Origin of the sequence: Soehngenia longivitae (assembly GCF_004684055.1) — a bacterium.
GTDB classification, from domain to species: Bacteria; Bacillota; Clostridia; order Tissierellales; family Tissierellaceae; genus Soehngenia; species Soehngenia longivitae.
The window spans coordinates 237,041-257,241 of sequence record NZ_SRIB01000002.1 but is presented as its reverse complement, the minus strand read 5'-3'; the positions used below and the strand labels follow the sequence as shown (position 1 = coordinate 257,241).

Genomic DNA, 20,201 nt, shown 5'->3' with positions numbered 1-20,201 from the left:
CGGTTCTTGTTCATCGAGCCGGGATTTTGCCTCCGACTTCCTTCAGATTCCACCTCACGATGGACACCCTTGTCATTAGCTAATGGTTCCCACTACCAAGCCCATGGCGGACTTCCACCGCTAAGCTGTCTCCCATGCCGGGCACACGAAAAAGAACCCACAAAATGTGGATTCTAATATCCTTGGAAGGAGTCTGTTTTTATGTTCTGCTTTTCAATTCCCATACTCATTAACTTTTCTGTAAACATTTTATTCATCCCTGGAGAACCAGAAATGTAATAATTTCCGTTGTTACTATACTCATTTGCGAATTCATCTATTTCTTTATTAAATTGATCTCTATTTGAAATGAGTAAAACTTCTACACCTTTTACTTCTTCCCCAATTTGCAGCAATTCTTTCTCATAAGCAAATTCATTTCTATCATCAGAATAAAGTAGTTTTATATGATTTACCTCTTTCTTATTTAACTGAATGTCTTTTAAAAATGCTCTCATAGGTGTGACCCCAATTCCGCCTGCTATTAGAACTGTGGGTTTATTTAGGTCTTCTAATAAAAATTTACCCATGGCTTTATCTATGAGCATCGTATCACCAGGTTCAAGTTTAAGTAAATTTTTTTTGAAATTAGTGCAATCATCTACAACTCTTGTAGAAAACATAAATTCATCTTCTTCTTTTACCGAGGCGATGCTAAAAATTCTGTGTTCTTTTTCATCTTCAGCTAGAGGAATCCTCAATTCTTTAAACTTAAACACGGTGTGCTGACCTGGAAGCCATGAATAATCTTTTGGTTTATCAAATACAAAAGAATAAATATCACTAGTTTCTTTAATTATTCTCTTAAGTACAATTTCTTTGTTTAAACTTTCCACAATAACTCTCCCCTTTCATTTTCTACACTTATATACCCAATATTTTACTAATTCCATCAGATTTAACCTAAAGTATCTCCATTCTTAATTCGCTTATCTGGTACTACTAAGACAACTCCTCCTTCAGAGTATGTTCCAAGTACCAAAACTTCTGATTGAAAACCAGCTATGTTTTTCTTAGGAAAATTGACTACTGCCAATATTTGTTTCCCAATTAAATCGTTTTCGGTATAAAAAGAAGTTATTTGTGCACTTGATTTCTTTATCCCAATTTCTTCCCCAAAATCGATAGTTAATTTATAAGCTGGCTTTTTTGCTTTCTCAAAGTATTCAGCTTCTATTATTTCCCCAACTCTTATATCTAATTTTAAAAAATCTTCAAATGTTATCATATCTTTTACAGCCATTTTAATACCTCACCCTTTCGTAATCGACATATCTATAATATATGTTGTTCTCTTTGAAAACTTCAGATTCTTTAACAACTCTCCAATCAGGATCTAAATCTAGATTGGGTATGAATGTATCAGCATTAGGGAAATCTAAGAAGATTTTTGTTATATAAGCTCTATTTGAAAAAAGTAATAATTGTCTTGCGATAGTTCCCCCACCTGCAACAAATACTTCCTTTTCTTTATTTGGGTTTATCTCTTTGAGCAAAGGAAACAAATCCTCTAGTGAGTTTAAAACAATAAATCCCTCTTTATTGAAGTTTTTGTTTCTTGTTATTACAATGTTTGTTCTGTTTTCGAGAGGCTTTTGCTCTGGTAATGCTTCCACAGTTTTTCTGCCCATGATAACAATATGCCCTTCAGTAATTCTTTTAAATCTGTGCAAGTCCTCTTCGATGGTTACAAGCATTTTGCCATTTGATCCTATTCTCCAATTTCCATCTACTGCAAATATTAAGTTCATATTCTATCCCCCTAAGTTGTTTTAATGACATTAATCTTAGGTATATGATTCTTTTTTAGGACTTTTTTAGACTTCATATAACCATAAGTCATTGATTTAATTTTATTATACTACAATCTGTTTTATTGTAACAGAATCGTAAATTGAATGTTTATTGTAAACGTGTTATGATTTATATGAGGATAAAGGTAGAGAAAGGAGATAGTTATGAAAAAATTTTTAGTTATGGGCTTATCACTGCTATTGATATTGTCTTTGGCAGCATGCTCAAATAATAATGGCGAAGTTAATGAACCAGATACTCCAATAGATGAAACTCCTATTGAAAACCCTGATAATGGAAATGTTACAGAGCCAGAGCCTGAAGATGATTACACAGAAGAAGTTACACTTTACTTTGCTAATAATGATTACGTTGAAACAGGAAATGAAGAATACGATTGGTTGTTAGAAGAAAAAAGAGAAATCAATTACGAAGGAACAACTCTGGAAGAAGCTGTTATTCGTGAATTAATGAAAGGTCCAGTAGATACCGAAAATATGAGCACAGGTTTTCCAAGTACAGTTAAGTTAATAGATGTTACCGTAGATGAAGACAAGACTTGTTATGTTAATTTTGCCCAAGATGGTCTATATGGTGGCAGCATGGAAGAAAGCTATATAATAGCTCAGGTAGTAAATTCATTAGTTGGTTTGGATAGTGTTGAAAGAGTACAATTTCTGATAGATGGTGCCCCCGCCGAAACATTAATGGGTCATATAAGTATCGAAGAACCATTTGAATCATTTGACGAATAATATAATGCATAGCTTAAGCTATGCATTATATTATTAATATTATTTTACTGCCTGAAGGATCTTTTGTGATGATCGTTTCATCTTTTCTTTCAGCTAAATAATCATTTTCTTTAAGTTTTCTCTCTAATTCCATGAGCTTTTCTTCTGTTGATACTTTGATAGTATAATATTCTAATCCAATCGCGTTCTCAGGTGGTGCTGGGATATTTCTTCCATTCCATACATTAAACCCAATGTGATGGTGATATTTCCCTTGGGAATAAAAATAAGCTGAATTAGGTAACTCCAGTGTTTTTTGGAAACCCAGTAATTCATAAAATTTAGCGTTTTTTTCTAGATCATCCACATGTAGATGAATGTGCCCTAATACAGTTTGTTCGGGTATTTTTTCCCATTTGTCATTTTTAGCTAAGTTCATAAGGCCTTTATAGTCTAATGGATCTGTGACCATTTTTAGTTCGCCATTTACAAACCAATTTTTCTCATCTGTATCTACATAAATTTCTATTCCATTTCCTTCATTATCTTCGATATAAAAAGCTTCACTAACTCCATGATTAGCTCCACCTACTATCTCCACTTCTTTATCTTTAACATGGTTTATAAATTTCCCCAAATCTAGCCTAGATGGCAATTTTATTGCATAATGATATAACCCTGTAGTATGAGGGGGCTTTATTACAGGATTTTCTGGTGATTGTAAAATAACCAGAGGATTCTTTAAATCTGCTGATAGCTTAAATTCTTTGCCTTCTTCAATAACAGTAAGCCCAAGTATTTCTGTGTAAAACTTCAAACTTCTATCTATATCCATTACTTTGAGTTTCAGATTAACTGGGTAACTCAACGGATGTGTGTGATATTTCGACATATTGACCACCTTCTATATATTAGTGTCAATAATATACCCTCCGTAATTGTATTTAAACTAATTAATTATCTTCGCTCCATAATTTTCTATTTTATGTTCAAAGCTTTTCCATCCTCCAGATATATTCAATAATTTGTCGTCCAATTTAGGCTTAAATTCATCATCATCTTTTTTTATAATACACATTATAGTTGGGCCAGCTCCACTTAAAAACACTGCTAATGCTCCTAATTCATATGCAATATGAAATATCTCATCAGAGTTTTCTATCAACTTCATACGATAAGGCTGATGAATTTTATCTTCAGTAGCAAATTTGAGAAAATCAAGGTTGCCATTTATCAAAGAAGAAAGCAAAAGTGCTGTTCTTTGTATATTAAATACAGCTTCATCTAAAGATATCTCTCTCGGTATAACACTTCTGGACTCTTTAGTGGACAATTCAAAATCTGGTATGAGTGCGACCAATTTAAATAAATCAGCTGGAATTATCTTATTTGTTAAAACTTTACCACTCTCAGTTGTGCTTACTGTAATTCCACCATTAAGCGCTGCAGAAACATTGTCAGGATGCCCTTCTATTACATTCGCGAAATTGAGTACCTCTCCATCACTCAGTGGAAAATTTAAGATTTTATTTGCAGCTAATACTCCTGCTACTATGCAGCTTGCAGAAGAACCAAGTCCTCTGCTGATGGGTATATTGCTATCTACATCTATTTTTATATCAATTATCTCTGCCCCAAAATGTTCAAAAACAGCGTAATACGATCTGTATATTAAATTATCTCCTCTGAATCCTCTAGGTGCTTCTGTAAATGTAAATGTATTGTACATATCAATCGCAAGTGCTAAACAGTCAAATCCTGCACCAAGATTGGCACTGGTTGCTGGAACTCTTATGCTAAACACATAAATCACCTTACTTTATAGTATTTAATAATTTCTCTTTCATCTTTCCTTTATCAACAACTATTTCTCTCGTCTGACCCTTGTTAAAAAGATCCAATATCTGTGGCGGAATTTCAGTACCCGATAAAATAGCAAGCTTATTTATACTGTCTAATTCATCTTTTGCACTTATATTAAAAGCTTTTAATATTTCTTTGGGAAACTTATATGGACTAGCGGTTGAGACTATTACAGTATACGTTAAATCTCTTGTTTCAGCTAAGTATTTGTTGTATACTCCAAAAGCCACAGCTGTATGGGGGTCAATTATGTAATTGTACTTATCAAATACAGTTTTTATATGCCTTTCCACCTCATCTTGTTTCATAAAATCAGCATAAAACAAATCTGTATCTACATCTATGCTATAATAGCCACTTTCTTTTAAACTCTTCATCTTCATTTTAATTAGTTCATCATCATTAGTTAAATCGAATAATAATCTCTCTAAATTGCTTGAAACCAATATATCCATTGATGGAGATATCGTTTTTATCAATTTTCTATTAGAATTGTATTTCTTAGTCTTAAAGAAATCTGAAAGCACATTGTTTTCATTAGACGCAACTATCAGCTTGTTGATAGGCACTCCCAATTTATGTGCATAATATGCTGCAAGGACATTCCCAAAATTGCCTGTTGGCACACAAAAATTAATTTTTTCTCCTTTAGATAGTTTCCCACTATTTAAAATTTCTAAATATGTGTAAATATAATAGACGACTTGAGGAATTAATCTTGCTATATTTATCGAGTTTGCGGATGTAAGCCTTAAATTCATTTTCTTTAGTTCTTCTAAAAATTCAGCGTCTGAAAACAAATCCTTAACTTCTCTTTGTGCATCGTCAAAATTTCCCATTAACCTAAATACATATGTGTTGTCCCCTTCCTGAGTGATCATTTGTCTTTCTTGAATAAAGCTCACTCCATCATTTGGGAAAAATACCGCAACTTTAAATCTTTCTAGATTTTTAAAACCTTCCAATGCTGCTTTCCCAGTATCGCCCGATGTAGCCGTCAAGATGAGCATATCTTCTTGTATTTTTTCTTTTTCCATTGATAATCTCATAAGCTGTGGAAGTATAGATAGAGCTATGTCTTTAAACGAAAGAGAAACTCCATGATAAAGCTCTAAAAAAGCAATATCGCCTAAATCTCTTATCTTCAAAACCCCATTTTTAAATTTTTCATCATAAGCTTTATCAACGGCTTCATCTAAACCATCATCTATATCATCAAAAAAATAACTTAAGACGTACTTGCATAGCTTGTTATATGAATATCCGACTAAAGAATTTAAATCCTCTATTGGCTTTACCTCTTTGGGGACAAAAAGTCCTCCATCTTCAGCTATACCTTCAATGACAGCTTTTGTCGAACTTACTGAGTTGTTTTTATCTCTTGTACTTATATATTCCATTTTCTCACCCTATTTATCTATCTTTATGATTGAATAATCATTTTGTCTGATTTTCTTAAGATACTCAATTAGTTCAAAATTTTTAATTTCATGTGTTGTAAATACAAATGGATTGTCTTCTGATACTATATCTCTAATGAACTCTTTAGGGATATCTATTTTCTCATTGCTTATTCTTACATAAAAATTACCTTTATAGTTTGATATTGAATTTTCAAGTCCTCTCGCTCTTAATGGACTTGTAAAATCTTTATTTGAAATTACTTCTATCAAATCTGACAAAACTGAATTTGCAGTTTCATACATCCCTGCACCTTCTCCAATGAAACTTAGTTCTCCTACTTTATCCCCTGTGAAACTAATTATATTTTTTCTATAATCTATATTGTAAAATATGTCCTTTGAATTTATTGCAGTTGGAAATACACTCACTTGATATCTACCATTTGAAACAATTGCAGATGCAATCAGCTTTACTTTAAAACCCCTCTTTTTAAGTGTATCTATGTCGTAAGAAGAAACATTTCCAATGCCATTTACTAAAACATCATCTTCTACTATGCTAGTCCCAAATCCCAGTGTTGAAAGTATTCTAATTTTTCTCATAGAATCTAAACCATCAATATCATCACTTGGATTTTGTTCAGCATATCCTAACTCTTGAGCAGTCTTTAATGCCTCATAAAAACTTATATTCTTCTCATATATATTAGTCAATATGAAGTTTGTTGTTCCATTTAAGATCGCGCGAATATTAGTTACTTCGTTTAGCTTAATTTGCTCTTTCATCTCTCGAACGATAGGTATTGCACCCCCTACACTCGCTTCATATAAAAATTTTAAATTCTTTTCTTCAAACAAAGTCGAAAGCTCTTCATAATATGCACTGACTAATGCTTTATTTGAAGTAATAAAATGCTTGTTTCCTAAAAGAGCTTTTTTAGCATATCTATAAGCATCAGAAGCACCCGGGGTAACCTCAATGATAATTTCTATATCATTATCTGAAAAAAAATCATCTTCATTTGATGTTAAAAGCTCTCTATTTACTTTTACGTTTCTCTCTTTATCAATGTTCTTTACTAAAATTTTCTTTATATTGAGCTCATTTTGTAGGAGCATTTCCAGATAGTCTTTTCTTTCCATAAATGTGTTGTACACACCAACTCCTACAGTCCCAAACCCAATAAGACCAATATTTATCACGAAATCACTCCTTCCTTTAAAATCACTTCTGCAATCTGTATAGCATTTGTTGCTGCACCTTTCCTGATATTGTCTGCTACTACCCATAAATTTAATCCATTTTCTATGCTTAAATCTCTCCTTATTCTACCCACAAAAACTTCATCTTTTTTCTCTGCAATAATAGGCATTGGGTATTGATTGTTTTTTACATCGTCAACAACCTTTATCCCATTAAATTGGCTCAAAAGCACTTTGATTTCATCTAAGTCAAAATTGGATTTCAATTCAACATTTATAGAAATGCTATGCCCAAATCTAACGGGAACTCTAACTGTTGTAGCAGTTATTTTTAAATCTTCGTCATGAAGGATTTTCTTGGTTTCATTTATCATCTTCATTTCTTCTTTTGTGTATCCATTCTCTAGAAATTCATCAATATGTGGAATAACATTATTTTTAATTGGATAAGGGTAAAAATCATTTCTTCCTTTGTCTAAATCATTTAATCCCTTTTGTCCAGAGCCAGATACAGCTTGGTAAGTTGAATATATGATTCTTTTTATCCCAAATTTATCGTAAATAGGTTTTAGTGCTACCACACTTTGAATTGTAGAACAATTTGGATTTGCTATTAGAGTTTTATTTAAATTAACATCTTCTGGATTTACCTCTGGTACAACAAGTCCAACATCTTCTCTCATCCTAAAATTAGAGCTATTGTCTATACAAATTATGCCTCTTTTCATCAATTCAGGTATATACTTTTTGCTGACATCACTACCAGCAGCAAAAAACAATAAGTCTAAGTCAGATTCAAATACAGCCTCATTTAATTCTTCAATTTTAATAACTTTATCATTAAAAAATATTTCCTTATCCTTTGATTTAGCTGAGGCGAATAGTCTCAATTCCTCTATAGGAAATTTTCTTTCTTCTAATATGCTCACTATATTTCTTCCAACTAAACCTGATGCTCCCACTACTCCTACTTTTACCATCGCAAAGTCCTCCTTATTCATAAAATGCTTTGTAAATAGCTTTGATCGCTGTTTCAAAATCACTATTTTCAATCCCTATGATTATATTTAATTCGCTAGAGCCTTGTGATATCATGCGAATATTTACTCCATTACTTGAAAGAGCAGTAAATACTCTTGCTGAAATCCCCTTTGTTCTTATCATCCCTCTCCCAACTACTGCAACTAGTGCCATATTTGAAGATGAAATTATATTGTCAGGATTTAAATAAATTCTCATTTCCTCTTTTATCTTTGAGAGTTTCCCGTTTAGTTCTTCGTCAGAAACCACAACAGATATGGAATCAATGCCTGATGGCATGTGCTCGATTGATATATCATTTGTTTCAAATACAGATACTAGCTTTCTTAAAAAGCTCTTATCACTATTCATCAAAGTTTTTTCAACGGTGATTACTGTGAAGTTCTTCTTCCCAGCAATTCCAGTTACTAAATGTTCTCTATTTTTTTCCCATGTCTCAGGTACAATTAAAGTGCCTTTGTCTTGAGGTCTATTTGTGTTTTTTATCTGTATTGGAATTCCTTTTTTCTTTACTGGAAATATTGCCTCTTCATGCAATACTTTAGCTCCCATATAGGATAATTCTCTAAGTTCTTTATAAGTTATTAAATCAATTTCTTTAGGATTTTCTACTATCTTAGGATCTGCTACTAAAAATCCAGATACATCTGTCCAATTTTCATACAGCTTAGCATCCAGAGCATTAGCGATAACTGAACCGGTTATATCTGACCCTCCTCTTGAAAATGTCCTCACCTCAGACATAAACGAACCGTAAAATCCGGGAATTACATATTTAATATCATCATCCATACTTATTTTTTCTCGAAGAGCTTCATTTGTTTTTATTTCATCAATTTCATTAGACTCATTGAAAAAGATGACATCACTTGCATCTATGAACTCATATCCTAAATACTTTGCGAGCAAAATACCATTTATATATTCACCTCTACTAGCACAATAATCTCTGCCTTTATTTTTTTCTATATTGATCTTTATCTCTTCTAAAATATTTTCAAGATCTATGTCTATTGAAAGACTATCACAAATTTCAAAAAACCTCTCAGCTATCATCTTAAAAATATCATCAAATTTAAGTCCATGTGAGGAAAGTTGATAACACATATACAATAAATCTGTGATTTTATGATCTTTTTCATCTCTTTTACCAGGTGCAGACGGCACTACAACTTTTATCATTTTATTGCTATCTACTATTTCTTTAACTCGCTTAAATTGACTGGAAGTGGCTAATGAGCTCCCCCCAAATTTTGATATGACAATATCATTCATTTTATCCACTCCTTAAAAAAATTGCGCTCATCCTAAAAAGGACAAGCGCACTTGTATCCACCTAAATAAAGACAAACTAATAACGTCTAGCCAACGCTCAAACTTACTTATATTTCAGAATGAGAACTCAGGAAGCGGTATTTCAGTTAGTTTTACTACGAAAGTCTTTCAGCCGGTGAACTTTCTTCTCTTTTAGTAAATATCTAACTTACTTTCAACCCTCATCGTTTTTTATTATTTTATAGCGTTAAAGGAGTCATGTCAAGAATTTTTTAAATCTTCTTTATAAATTCTTTTATGAATGCTGGAAGATCATTAGGATTTCTTGATGTTATTAAATTCCCATCAACGACAACCTCTTTGTCTACCCATTTTGCTCCAGCATTTACTAAATCATCTTTAATGCTATAGAAAGATGTTACTTCTCTTCCCTTTAAGTCACAGCACGATGCTAGCATCCATGGCCCATGGCATATTGCAGCAATCGGTTTGTTTAATTCATTGAATTTTTTAACCAAAGCTTTTGTATTTTCATTTCTCCTCATAAAATCAGGTGAGAATCCGCCAGGAATCACTAAACCAGAATACTCTTCTGGATTTATTTCATCTGAAGCATGGGTGCTTTTAATTTTAAATCCTGATTTACTTTCATATACTTTGTCTTTTTCACTTCCGACTAAACTAACTTCAAAGTCTTCTCTAAGTCTATGATAAGGAAATATTAATTCCTGCTCATCAAACATATTTTCTAATAAAATAGCTACTTTTTTCATTTAAACCCCTCCAATTAATTTGATACATTTATTATGTACCCGAAATAAATTTTTCTTAACCTATAAATTTATATTGAATGTTCTTTTTGCTTTATATATAATTATAGTTAGTTGCAGGTATGGCGGAATTGGCAGACGCGCTAGATTCAGGTTCTAGTGAAGGTAACTTCATGCAGGTTCGACTCCTGTTACCTGCACCAAATCATTTTGGGAGATAAATATGTTTAGAGAAATGAGAAGAAAAAACCAACAGCTAAGCGAAGACGAGGTAGAAAAAGTCTTAAATAGATGTACAAATGGTATACTTGCATGTATTGGAGATGATGACTATCCTTACGCAGTGCCGTTGAGTTATGTGTATCACAATGGTAAGATATATTTTCATTCAGCAAAAAGTGGGCACAAGGTCGATGCCATCGCAAAAAATCCTAAAGTATCATTTGCAGTAGTAGATGAAGATAAGATTGTAAGTGCTGAATATACTACTTATTTCAGAAGTGTAATAGCCTTTGGGAAGGCTAGAATTGCTGAAGGCGATGAACATTTAGAGGCTTTTAGAGCACTTGTGGAAAAATATTCTAAAGATCAAAAGAGAGAAGATAAAGAAAAAGAGATAAGTAATTGTAAAAATGCTCTAATTATAGCTATTGATATTCATCATATGACTGGAAAAGAAGCTATTGAATTGGTAAGAGAAAAAAGTAAATAGCAAATTTTAACAGAGATAAAAGTGTTTCATTTTAACTTGCATTTAGCGCGGCATAATATTTTTAAAAAAACTATTGCATCTTTTAACACAGTGTTATATAATATAAAAGTCGGTAAGATATCGGGGTGTAGCGCAGTTTGGTAGCGCACGTGGTTTGGGACCATGGGGCCGGGGGTTCGAATCCTCTCACCCCGACCATACAGAGTGTCTTTGATAGGATTTGAGTTTCCTATCAAGGACACTCTTATTTTTATGCTCAAAAAATGGAAAACTTAAGTTTTGCAATAGATGAAACCCCGATAAAAAGTAAAAAAAGAAAGCATGAAAAAAGCTAATAGATGTTCTTAGAACCTCATATTTTTTATTGTTTTCCAACGATTATTTGACACTATCCATCAGCGGTAGTACAATGTTTGTGAAAAGCAATATTTAACGTAGTCAAGTGAAACTTAGTAAAAGCCGACAACAATTCTTTTATCACTATCCTCAAATCATTAATCTCGGCGGAAACTGAGTTGCTAGAAGTTTTGGCGATGTGTCCTTTGGAAATGGGGAAGATGAACTACCATTTAGATTTAATACTGTCGAAGAATATGAATCATGCGAATATTCTTTCGAAACTTTGGATTACATTTTGGAGTCTTATGATTTGATTGCAGAAGGTGTTGCTATAAATAATGAGGATTACTTTGTAGGGGGCAATAGTATGTTTATATGGTTTTTTACAATAGTGTATTTTCTCGTTTTTTTCTTCTTACTCGATCTGGTTTTTAGAAACACTATGGGTATAAGCCCAATCGCTGATGTTTTGCAACTAGTTTGTTTGATAGTTGCCTTTATCATAAGTGTCGGATTAGCTGACTATACCATAAAAAAGATAGAAGAAAAATATTCCAAAAAATAATTTAATATCAGGTAATTCGCTCCGAGTTCTGTCTACATATTTAAGAGTCTATCCACATTGGTCTTTACCACAAAAAGCTCTCATAAATTAAGAAAACTGAAAGCTTGAATTTATAATAAAATGAAATCATTAAAAATACATATACATCCGACTTTAAAGTTAAAGTTTTACTGGAAATACAAAAGATCAAAAGCTCTTATTAAACTCTCATCGGAATATTAGGTGAGTGTAGCACCGCTTATCCTGTGGAAGACAAAAGAGAAGTCGCAGTCGTTTGACTGCGACTTTTTTATTTGTAACCAACTTGTAACATAATTGTAACTCTTTGATAATAAATTTACTCTATACTGTATACAGTATGTTAACAGAAAGGAGCAAGATATGAAAAAAAGAATTATTAGTTTTGCATTATTACTAACCATAATTTTTATGGCAATACCTTTTCCATCAGTAGCATCAAATATCACATTGCCAACTACAATTTATGAGAGGATTGAAGAAACACCTCTTTCAATGGGAGCTACTCATCAAAAAATTCAAAGATTTACTACATCAGGTTGGATGCAAATAAATGTAATAACCATCGATTTAACAGATGAGTACACCCAAATAAAGGGAATGTTCAATCCCGAAGGTTTAAGCTTAAGAGATACAGTCTCCAATATGGTTGATAAGACTGGTGCTATAGCTGGCATAAACGGTGATTATTTTAATTACAGCCCTGTTCCAAACTCTTTAGGTACGCTCATAAATGACAGTGTTGTTATATCATCACCTATAAGAAGTCCTTATAGCTTGCCAACTTTCTATGTGGATTATAACAACAATGCTTTCATTGATTATGTTGATCAAACAATGTCTGCTAAAAATCTAAGGACAGGAAAAACTATAAACATAAGTACTTATAACAAAGTTTCAACAGATCAAACAGTTGTCACATTGTTAGATAAATATTGGGGACCAAAATCATTAGGTGGTAAATACAATAAAGAATTAGTTGAAGTCTTAGTTGTGAACGGAATTGTATCAGAAAAAAGAGTAGGGGGAGAACCCTTTGATATACCAAAAGAAGATAATTCTTATGTTTTAGCAGTAAAAAATCACTTGTTGAACGATCTCGAAGTAGGAGATGAAGTAGAATTATCTATAGTAACTAAGCCTGATATCTTTGAAATAAAAACCGCATTGGGGGCAGGAAGCATAGTGTTGAAAGATGGTGTAGTCACTTCGACAAATATCCAAAGCACAGGAGTGCACCCAAGAACAGGTATAGGAATAAATAAAGAAAATAATGTAGTCTATCTTGTGACAGTCGACGGTAGACACAGCTCTTTTAAAGGAATTGAGCAACCTATGTTAGGAGCAATACTTAAAGATTTAGGTGCGTATAATGGTGTTAACTTAGATGGTGGTGGATCTACTACTATGGCACTTAAACCAAAAGGAACTTCAAAGCCTTATTTAGTTAATATCCCTAGCGAGGGTAGCCAAAGACAAGTCGTAAATGGTCTAGGCGTATATTCAGATGCACCACTTGGTGAGTTAACATATTTGCAGATCATTCCTAAGTCTTCAAAGATCTTTGCAGGTGGTGAAGTAAGCTTTACAGTAAAAGGCTTTGACCAGTACTATAATCCGATTGACATTGATAAGTCGCAACTCATCTGGTCTACTTCAACAGCTGACTCTTATGTTGAAAATTTAATTTTTAAGGCAAATAGCAAGGGTTTAGTCAACATCACCTGTGAATATAATGGAATAAAAGCTACGGCAGATGTTGATGTCTTAGGTGAAATTAAAGAAATCGTGCCATCTATTGAAAAATTCAATATTGCACCAGGTAATACAAAATCACTCGGAACTTTTATTGGAAAAGATGATCAAGGCAAAACCGGCTCTTTAAGTCTATCTAATTTAAGTTTTGAAGTTATAGGAGATATTGGTGAAGTAAAAGACGGAGTGTTCTATGCTTCAAATACAAACGGTTCGGGTGCCATAGTTGTAAAAAGTCAAAATGCAGTTACTAGCATATTAGTCTCTGTTGGTTCAACTCCAAATATGGTAAATTCTTTTGAAAAAGAAACGAATATAAATTTCAGCGGTTACCCTAATGATGTAACAGGGAGTGTTTCTTTAGTTGGAGATGCTAAAGATGGCAGTAAAAGCATAGCCTTAAAATACGACATGTCGAAGGGCACAGGTACTAGAGCTGCATATCTTAATTTTACTCATACTAAAAATGGTTACCCCTTAAGTGGAAATCCTCCTAAGATAGGTATTTGGGTAAAGGGAGATAATTCAAACACTTGGTTAAGAGGTACAGTGATTGATAAATCGGGAAAATCATATGTAATTGACTTTTCTAAATCCATAGATTTTAGTGATTGGAAGTACTTAGAGGCGAATATCCCTAGTGGAGTAAGTTATCCGATTAACTTACAAAGGATATATGTGGCTGAAACAAATTCAGCAAATAAACCATCAGGTACTATTTTAATTGATGCGCTCACTTCTTATTCCGAGTCGCCCTATATGACTAGTGGTTACCCTAATTCTACTAAAGTTTCTGATCCATTAGAAAAGAAAGCTGATCTAGCTAGCGATGGCAAAAGGATCGCAGTATATACAGAACCAAAGATCTCAGGCAATACGCTTATGTCAAAGATAATAGATACGAGTAGATTAAAAGGACTTAAAAATTCACTTTCAAAATCAAATATAGGCATAAGAATGGGTACGATGAGTACAGGTTTTAAAAATGGCATAAATCACAGTGCTGTTATAGATGGCACAAAGTCATACGGAACCTCTAAAAATGGAGATGCATATTTTATTACATTGAGATCCACAAAAGAAGGAATAAGAGCTTTTGACAGTAGCCAATGGACAAAATTAATTAAGGACTTAGATCAAAGGACAGAAAGTAATATAATAATCACACTACCAGCAGTTTATACAAGTTTTACTGATAAATTAGAATCTGAACTATTACATGAAAGATTAAGTGAAGCAGCAAAGAAGGGCAAAAAAATATTTCTCGTACAAGTTGGAAATACTAACAAAACTGAATTAAAAGATGGAGTGAGATATATTACTCTAAATGATACAAGTATATCGACTCCAGAAGGGTTAAAAAAATATTCATATGTGGAATTTGTATTAAATGGCTCTACAATTAATTATCAATTAGTTTTCCCATTTAAATAAGAGATGCTTAAAGCATCTCTTATTTTATCTATATCTACTATTCTCAGTTTTTTGTAAGTTTTTCTCCAATAAATTCAATGATTCTAGAGATTTCCCTGTCCCGATAGCTACACATTCTACTGGATTGTCTGCTACTTTAGTCTTAATTCCAGTTTCTTCTTCAATAAGTTTATCAAGTCCATAAAGTAAAGCCCCGCCTCCTGTCAGATAAATTCCAAAGTTACTGATGTCGGCTGCTAGCTCAGGTGGAGTTCTCTCTAAAACATAATGAACTGCATCAACAATTTCTCTAACAGGCTCATTTAAAGCTTCTAGCATATCATTTGATGAAATCTTAACAGTTAGCGGAAGTCCATTTATTAGATTTCTTCCCTTAACTTCTGCAAATTTCTCCTTATCATATGGATAGGCACAACCTATTTGCTTTTTTAACTCCTCAGCTGTCATATCTCCAATCATCATGTTGTATTTTTTTCTGATGTATTTGACAATAGCTTCATCACATTCGTCTCCAGCTGTTTTTATTGATTTGCTTTCAACTATGCCACCAAGAGATATTACAGCTACATCTGTTGTTCCTCCACCAATATCTACTACCATGTTTCCACTAGGTTGTGTAATATCAAGTCCTGCTCCAATAGCCGCTGCAACAGGTTCCTCTATTAAGTAAGTCTTGCTTGCACCTGCCTCAGCACTTGCTTCTAGCACTGCTCTTTTTTCAACCTCTGTGACTCCACTTGGTACACATATGATTATCCTAGGTTTCAAAAACATATTACCAATGGCTTTCTTAATAAAAAACTTTAGCATCCTCTGAGTAACATCATAATCAGATATAACTCCATCTTTTAGTGGCCTAATGGCAACTATGTTGCCTGGAGTTCTGCCAATCATCCTCCTAGCTTCTTCTCCAACTGCTAAAAAACTATTAGTATACTGATCAATTGCAACTACTGATGGTTCTTTTAACACTATCCCTTTACCCTTTATATACACTAAAATAGTCGCTGTACCTAAATCAATGCCAACATCAGTTCTAAGTGCACTCATTGAAAATCATCTCCATTTTTTTCAGAATTCTTGTCTGTATATATTTGCGCCAAGCTTTCTAAACTTTTCTTCTATTCTATCATATCCTCTATCTATATGATATATTTCATCAATTATTGTCTTACCTTCTGCTATTATTCCCGCTAAAACCATTGCTGCTCCTGCTCTTAAATCAGTAGCTTTTACTTCTGCTCCAAATAATTTATCTTTTCCTATTATAGTAGCTGCTCTTTCTTCAACTGTGATGTCTGCTCCCATTTTTTTTAGCTCTTCTACATGCATAAATCTATTTTCAAACACTGTCTCTATAACTGTACTAGTTCCTTCTAAAACTGTCATGAGTGCCATAAATTGAGCCTGCATATCCGTCGGAAATCCTGGATATGGCATGGTTTTTATGTCAATGGCTGTTAAATGATCATTGCCTACCACTCTAATGCTATCAATGCCTTCTTCTACAGTGCAACCACATTCTCTCAATTTTGCAGATACCGGTTTCATATGACTTGTGATGACATTTTCTACAATCACATCACCTTTACTTATTGCAGCTCCTACCATTAAAGTACCTGCTTCAATTCTATCAGGAATGATTGAGTGCTTTGCACCGCCTAAATGTTTTACCCCTCTGATTTTTATAGTCGAAGTTCCTGCTCCTCTTATATCTGCACCCAACTTATTTAAAAAATTAGATAAATCTACTATTTCAGGTTCCATTGCAGCATTATCTATGATTGTTTCTCCTTGTGCCATAGTTGCAGCCATCATTATATTTTCAGTTGCTCCAACTGATGGAAAGTCAAGATAGATCATACCGCCCATTAGTTTATCCGAATATGCAAATACATTATCCTCGTTTTGTACTACTTCTGCTCCTAAAGCCCTGAATCCTTTCAAATGCAAGTCTATAGGTCTTGCTCCAATTGCACATCCACCAGGAAGTGAATTTTTAGTTTTTCCTAATCGTGTTAAAAGTGGTCCCATGACTAAAAAGGAAGCCCTCATCTTATTCATGAGTTCGTATCTTGTTTCATAGTTATTAAGATTTTTAGAATTTATCTTAATGGTATTTGTATCTAAATATACAACTTCACTCCCTAAGGATTTCAACACTTCACACATTATCTCGACATCTTTTAAGTTAGGTACATCTTCTAGTATAATATCTTCAGTGCCCAACAGTGAAGCTGCTAAAATAGGCAGTGCAGCATTCTTTGCACCACTTACTCGTACCCTCCCATGCAATGGCGGACTTTTCTCAATTATAATCTTCTCCAACCAAATCTCCTCCAAAATTATATATATAAATCGTTATTTTCAAATTTGTGATTATGTAAATTATTTCACTAATGCCCAATTCTATATTATTTTGATAATTTATCTAGTAATATATCGACAATTCTCTCGCTAGCTTTTCCATCACCATATGGGTTAACAGCTCTTGCCATCTTAGAATACAGTTTTTCATCGGTAAGGAGTTCTTTTAAGTTTTTATATACGTTTTCTTCTTCTGTTCCCACAAGTTTTGCTGTACCTGCACTTATTCCTTCAGGTCTTTCTGTTTCATCTCTAATCACGAGTACTGGTTTTCCTAGTGCTGGTGCTTCCTCTTGAAGCCCTCCTGAGTCTGTAACTACAATAAAACTCCTTGCCATTAAATTTGTAAATGGCTCATATTCCAATGGCTCTACTAGATAAATGTCTTCGTTTTCTTTAAATACTCTATTTGCAATTTCTCTTACCCTTGGATTTAAATGTACCGGAAATACTACAATTGCATCTTTTACTTCTTCAACTGCTCTTTTAATTCCACTAAAAATATGCTCCATCTTCTCTCCGATGTTCTCTCGTCTATGACTAGTTAGTAATATCACTTTCTTGTTTTCAAAATCAATTTGGCTTAATACTTCGTCTTTAAATTTATAGTCATCTTTGACAGTATACTTTAATGCATCTATGACAGTATTGCCTGTGATGAATATGCTTTTTTCATCATAACCTTCTCTTAGCAAATTATCTCTATTTGAAAGTGTGGGTGCAAAATGAAAATTTGTAAGGACACCTGTTAATTTTCTATTTGCTTCTTCTGGATAAGGTGAATATAAGTTGTAACTTCTCAAGCCTGCTTCAACATGTCCAATTTTTATTTTCTGATAAAATGCAGCTAATGCCCCTGCAAAAACAGTAGTTGTATCCCCTTGAATAAGTAATATATCAGGTAATTCTTTTTTTACAACCTCTTCTAATCCTTTTAGAGCATTTATTGTTATATCTGTAAGCGTCTGTCCTTCTTTAAATATATTTAGATCATAATCAGGTTTGATTTCGAATAAATTTATGACTTGATCTAACATTTGTCTATGTTGAGCAGTCACACAAATAACTTGTTCTATTTTTCTTCTCTCAAGTTCCTTAATAATAGGTGCCATTTTTATAGCTTCTGGTCTTGTCCCAAAAACAGTCATTACTTTCATTTGTCTTCCTCCTTACGTCCACCAGTCGAAAACAATCCTATTCTTGAAGCTAAAAGAACAGAACATATAAATACACCTGCTGCTACAAAAAGAGCAACTTTTGAATTTATCCTAGAAACAAAAATTGCAAAAAAGCTAAATATCGCTGATATTAAGTAAAGAATTAAAACTGTCTTTTTATGGGAATACCCATGTTCTAACAATCTATGGTGAAGGTGCTTTTTATCTGCTTCCATTATAGACTGACCATTTAAAAATCTTCTTAAAATCGCAAAAGTTGTATCAAAAATAGGAAGTCCCAATACTATTATTGGTACTACAAAGGATATAGTTGCTACACTCTTCATAACTCCTTCAATCGAAATCACCGCTAGCATAAATCCTAAAAAAAGCGCACCTGTGTCTCCCATGAATATTTTAGCTGGGTTGAAATTATATGGTAAAAACCCCAATGTTGCTCCAGCGATTAGGCTTGCTAGTGTAGCTGTTCCAAAATGTCCATATAATACAGCAACAACTATAAACGATAAACTTGATATAAACGATACTCCAGCTGCAAGTCCATCTAACCCATCTATCAAATTCAATGTATTTGTAATTCCAACTATCCAAAAAAATGTTAGTGGAATGCCTAGCCACCCTAAATACAATATATTGCCACTAGCTGAAAAAGGATTAGTCAAAAATTCTATTTTCACCCCAAATTTTATCACTATCAAAGCAGCAATTATTTGATACAATAGCTTTTCTTTAGCCGTTGTTCCCTTTAAATCATCTTTGATGCCAGCTAAAAACATCACAGTTGCTCCTAAAATAATTGCTTTCATTTCAATTGACAATGGAACGAATAGTATTATCCCTGCTATAACAGCAATATATATAGATACCCCACCAAGAAGTGGCATTGGTTTTTTGTGCATTCTTCGGTTATCTTTTGGAATATCTAAAGCACCTATTTTGGGTGCAACTTTTATCATAACTGGAGTTAACAAAAGTGAAATTGTAAATGCAGTAAAGAAAGCTATTATCGTTATGTTCATTTTCTTTTCTCCTAAAAATACTTATTTTAATCTATTTTGTCCCAAAGAGCCTATCTCCAGCATCACCTAAACCCGGCACAATATATGCATGCTCATTTAATCTCTCATCAATAGCAGCTAAATATATATCTACATCAGGAGCAGCCTTTTGAACTGTTTCAATTCCCTCAGGGGCAGCTATTAAGCAAACCAATTTTATATTTGTAGCACCGCTGTTTTTCAAAATCTCAATGGCAGCAGAAGCAGAGCCTCCTGTTGCAAGCATTGGATCTAATAGTATCAAATCTCTTTCACTTACATCTTGAGGTAATTTACAATAGTATTCTACAGGTTTTAAAGTCTCAGGGTCTCTATATACCCCTATATGCCCTACTTTGGCTGCTGGAATTAAATCAAGCATCCCGTCTACCATTCCTAGCCCTGCCCTTAAAATAGGTACTAATCCTACTTTTTTACCTGAGATTACAGGTGACTTCATCTTTGTGATAGGTGTTTCTATCTCTATATTTTCAAGTGGAAAATCTCTAGTAACTTCATAGGCCATAAGAGTTGAGATTTCCTTAACTAATTCTCTAAATTCTTTAGATCCTGTGTTTTTATCTCTTATTATTGTTATCTTGTGTTTTATTAAAGGATGATCTAATAAAATTACTTTTGACATAACATTCTCCTTTCAAAATTTACTTTTAGTA

The 20,201-nt window shown here is 33.2% G+C and carries 19 protein-coding genes and 2 tRNA genes; 6 read left to right on the top strand and 15 right to left on the bottom strand.

Annotated features, from left to right (window positions below; translation table 11 throughout):
- Window positions 1–173: 173 nt before the first annotated feature.
- The 3 genes from E4100_RS02770 to E4100_RS02760 form a co-directional block, all read right to left on the bottom strand.
- Window positions 174–875 carry an FAD-dependent oxidoreductase gene (locus E4100_RS02770; RefSeq protein WP_135270506.1) on the bottom strand — a complete coding sequence of 234 codons (702 nt, stop codon included), beginning with the start codon at window positions 873–875 and terminating at the stop codon, window positions 174–176.
- Window positions 876–937: 62 nt separating this feature from the next.
- Window positions 938–1,282: a tRNA-binding protein gene (locus E4100_RS02765; protein WP_209315230.1), complete on the bottom strand. Its 345-nt coding sequence runs from the start codon at window positions 1,280–1,282 to the stop codon at window positions 938–940.
- A gap of 1 nt (window position 1,283) precedes the next feature.
- Window positions 1,284–1,790, bottom strand: a complete 507-nt coding sequence (locus tag E4100_RS02760; RefSeq protein WP_135270505.1) for a dihydrofolate reductase — start codon at window positions 1,788–1,790, stop codon at window positions 1,284–1,286.
- A 207-nt stretch (window positions 1,791–1,997) separates the two neighbouring features.
- Here E4100_RS02760 and E4100_RS02755 point away from each other — a divergent pair, with 207 nt between their 5' ends.
- Window positions 1,998–2,588: a GerMN domain-containing protein gene (locus tag E4100_RS02755; protein ID WP_135270504.1), complete on the top strand. Its 591-nt coding sequence runs from the start codon at window positions 1,998–2,000 to the stop codon at window positions 2,586–2,588.
- A gap of 25 nt (window positions 2,589–2,613) precedes the next feature.
- Here E4100_RS02755 and E4100_RS02750 read toward each other — a convergent pair whose 3' ends face one another.
- From E4100_RS02750 to E4100_RS02720, 7 genes are all read right to left on the bottom strand, one after another.
- Window positions 2,614–3,459, bottom strand: coding sequence for a VOC family protein (locus E4100_RS02750; protein ID WP_135270503.1), 846 nt, complete (start codon window positions 3,457–3,459; stop codon window positions 2,614–2,616).
- A gap of 57 nt (window positions 3,460–3,516) precedes the next feature.
- Window positions 3,517–4,371, bottom strand: coding sequence for a homoserine kinase (gene thrB, locus E4100_RS02745; RefSeq protein WP_167792055.1), 855 nt, complete (start codon window positions 4,369–4,371; stop codon window positions 3,517–3,519).
- Between the two features lie 10 nt (window positions 4,372–4,381).
- A complete protein-coding gene (thrC, locus tag E4100_RS02740; RefSeq protein ID WP_135270501.1) occupies window positions 4,382–5,830 on the bottom strand; it encodes a threonine synthase in 1,449 nt (482 codons plus the stop codon).
- 9 nt (window positions 5,831–5,839) lie between these two features.
- A complete protein-coding gene (locus E4100_RS02735; protein WP_167792054.1) occupies window positions 5,840–7,036 on the bottom strand; it encodes a homoserine dehydrogenase in 1,197 nt (398 codons plus the stop codon).
- A complete protein-coding gene (locus tag E4100_RS02730; protein WP_135270499.1) occupies window positions 7,033–8,016 on the bottom strand; it encodes an aspartate-semialdehyde dehydrogenase in 984 nt (327 codons plus the stop codon). The genes E4100_RS02735 and E4100_RS02730 overlap by 4 nt, the downstream gene beginning before the upstream one ends.
- Before the next feature lie 13 nt (window positions 8,017–8,029).
- Window positions 8,030–9,343 carry an aspartate kinase gene (locus E4100_RS02725; RefSeq protein WP_209315237.1) on the bottom strand — a complete coding sequence of 438 codons (1,314 nt, stop codon included), beginning with the start codon at window positions 9,341–9,343 and terminating at the stop codon, window positions 8,030–8,032.
- Window positions 9,344–9,624: 281 nt separating this feature from the next.
- Window positions 9,625–10,125 (bottom strand): type 1 glutamine amidotransferase domain-containing protein, encoded by a 501-nt coding sequence (locus E4100_RS02720; RefSeq protein WP_135270497.1) that lies wholly within the window; start codon window positions 10,123–10,125, stop codon window positions 9,625–9,627.
- Between the two features lie 113 nt (window positions 10,126–10,238).
- On the opposite strand from E4100_RS02720, the gene E4100_RS02715 reads away from it, so the two are divergent.
- From E4100_RS02715 to E4100_RS02695, 5 genes are all read left to right on the top strand, one after another.
- Window positions 10,239–10,325: transfer RNA gene (locus E4100_RS02715), tRNA-Leu, on the top strand.
- 20 nt (window positions 10,326–10,345) lie between these two features.
- Complete coding sequence (locus tag E4100_RS02710; RefSeq protein ID WP_135270496.1) at window positions 10,346–10,834, top strand: pyridoxamine 5'-phosphate oxidase family protein; 489 nt, start codon at window positions 10,346–10,348, stop codon at window positions 10,832–10,834.
- Window positions 10,835–10,955: 121 nt separating this feature from the next.
- A tRNA-Pro gene (locus tag E4100_RS02705) sits at window positions 10,956–11,032 on the top strand.
- A gap of 337 nt (window positions 11,033–11,369) precedes the next feature.
- Window positions 11,370–11,738 (top strand): hypothetical protein, encoded by a 369-nt coding sequence (locus tag E4100_RS02700; RefSeq protein ID WP_135270495.1) that lies wholly within the window; start codon window positions 11,370–11,372, stop codon window positions 11,736–11,738.
- A 381-nt stretch (window positions 11,739–12,119) separates the two neighbouring features.
- Window positions 12,120–14,945: a phosphodiester glycosidase family protein gene (locus E4100_RS02695; protein WP_135270494.1), complete on the top strand. Its 2,826-nt coding sequence runs from the start codon at window positions 12,120–12,122 to the stop codon at window positions 14,943–14,945.
- 24 nt (window positions 14,946–14,969) lie between these two features.
- Here the strand turns inward: E4100_RS02695 and mreB are convergent, their stop codons facing one another.
- The 5 genes from mreB to upp form a co-directional block, all read right to left on the bottom strand.
- A complete protein-coding gene (mreB, locus tag E4100_RS02690) occupies window positions 14,970–15,995 on the bottom strand; it encodes a rod shape-determining protein (protein WP_135270493.1) in 1,026 nt (341 codons plus the stop codon).
- A 21-nt stretch (window positions 15,996–16,016) separates the two neighbouring features.
- A complete protein-coding gene (gene murA, locus E4100_RS02685) occupies window positions 16,017–17,273 on the bottom strand; it encodes a UDP-N-acetylglucosamine 1-carboxyvinyltransferase (RefSeq protein ID WP_135270492.1) in 1,257 nt (418 codons plus the stop codon).
- A gap of 86 nt (window positions 17,274–17,359) precedes the next feature.
- Window positions 17,360–18,469: a non-hydrolyzing UDP-N-acetylglucosamine 2-epimerase gene (gene wecB, locus E4100_RS02680; protein ID WP_135270491.1), complete on the bottom strand. Its 1,110-nt coding sequence runs from the start codon at window positions 18,467–18,469 to the stop codon at window positions 17,360–17,362.
- A complete protein-coding gene (locus E4100_RS02675) occupies window positions 18,466–19,509 on the bottom strand; it encodes a glycosyltransferase family 4 protein (protein WP_135270490.1) in 1,044 nt (347 codons plus the stop codon). Before E4100_RS02675 ends, wecB begins: the two co-directional genes overlap by 4 nt.
- A 31-nt stretch (window positions 19,510–19,540) precedes the next feature.
- Window positions 19,541–20,170 carry a uracil phosphoribosyltransferase gene (gene upp, locus E4100_RS02670; protein ID WP_135270489.1) on the bottom strand — a complete coding sequence of 210 codons (630 nt, stop codon included), beginning with the start codon at window positions 20,168–20,170 and terminating at the stop codon, window positions 19,541–19,543.
- Window positions 20,171–20,201: the final 31 nt, after the last annotated feature.

Excerpts from the sequence above, each read along its gene's own strand:
- E4100_RS02765 (WP_209315230.1), bottom strand. The coding sequence starts at position 1,282 with ATGGCTGTAAAAGATATGATAACATTTGAAGATTTTTTAAAATTAGAT.
- E4100_RS02760 (WP_135270505.1), bottom strand. The coding sequence starts at position 1,790 with ATGAACTTAATATTTGCAGTAGATGGAAATTGGAGAATAGGATCAAAT.
- E4100_RS02755 (WP_135270504.1), top strand. The coding sequence starts at position 1,998 with ATGAAAAAATTTTTAGTTATGGGCTTATCACTGCTATTGATATTGTCT.
- E4100_RS02750 (WP_135270503.1), bottom strand. The coding sequence starts at position 3,459 with ATGTCGAAATATCACACACATCCGTTGAGTTACCCAGTTAATCTGAAA.
- thrC (WP_135270501.1), bottom strand. The coding sequence starts at position 5,830 with ATGGAATATATAAGTACAAGAGATAAAAACAACTCAGTAAGTTCGACA.
- E4100_RS02730 (WP_135270499.1), bottom strand. The coding sequence starts at position 8,016 with ATGGTAAAAGTAGGAGTAGTGGGAGCATCAGGTTTAGTTGGAAGAAAT.
- E4100_RS02720 (WP_135270497.1), bottom strand. The coding sequence starts at position 10,125 with ATGAAAAAAGTAGCTATTTTATTAGAAAATATGTTTGATGAGCAGGAA.
- E4100_RS02710 (WP_135270496.1), top strand. The coding sequence starts at position 10,346 with ATGTTTAGAGAAATGAGAAGAAAAAACCAACAGCTAAGCGAAGACGAG.
- E4100_RS02695 (WP_135270494.1), top strand. The coding sequence starts at position 12,120 with ATGAAAAAAAGAATTATTAGTTTTGCATTATTACTAACCATAATTTTT.
- mreB (WP_135270493.1), bottom strand. The coding sequence starts at position 15,995 with ATGAGTGCACTTAGAACTGATGTTGGCATTGATTTAGGTACAGCGACT.
- wecB (WP_135270491.1), bottom strand. The coding sequence starts at position 18,469 with ATGAAAGTAATGACTGTTTTTGGGACAAGACCAGAAGCTATAAAAATG.
- E4100_RS02675 (WP_135270490.1), bottom strand. The coding sequence starts at position 19,509 with ATGAACATAACGATAATAGCTTTCTTTACTGCATTTACAATTTCACTT.
- upp (WP_135270489.1), bottom strand. The coding sequence starts at position 20,170 with ATGTCAAAAGTAATTTTATTAGATCATCCTTTAATAAAACACAAGATA.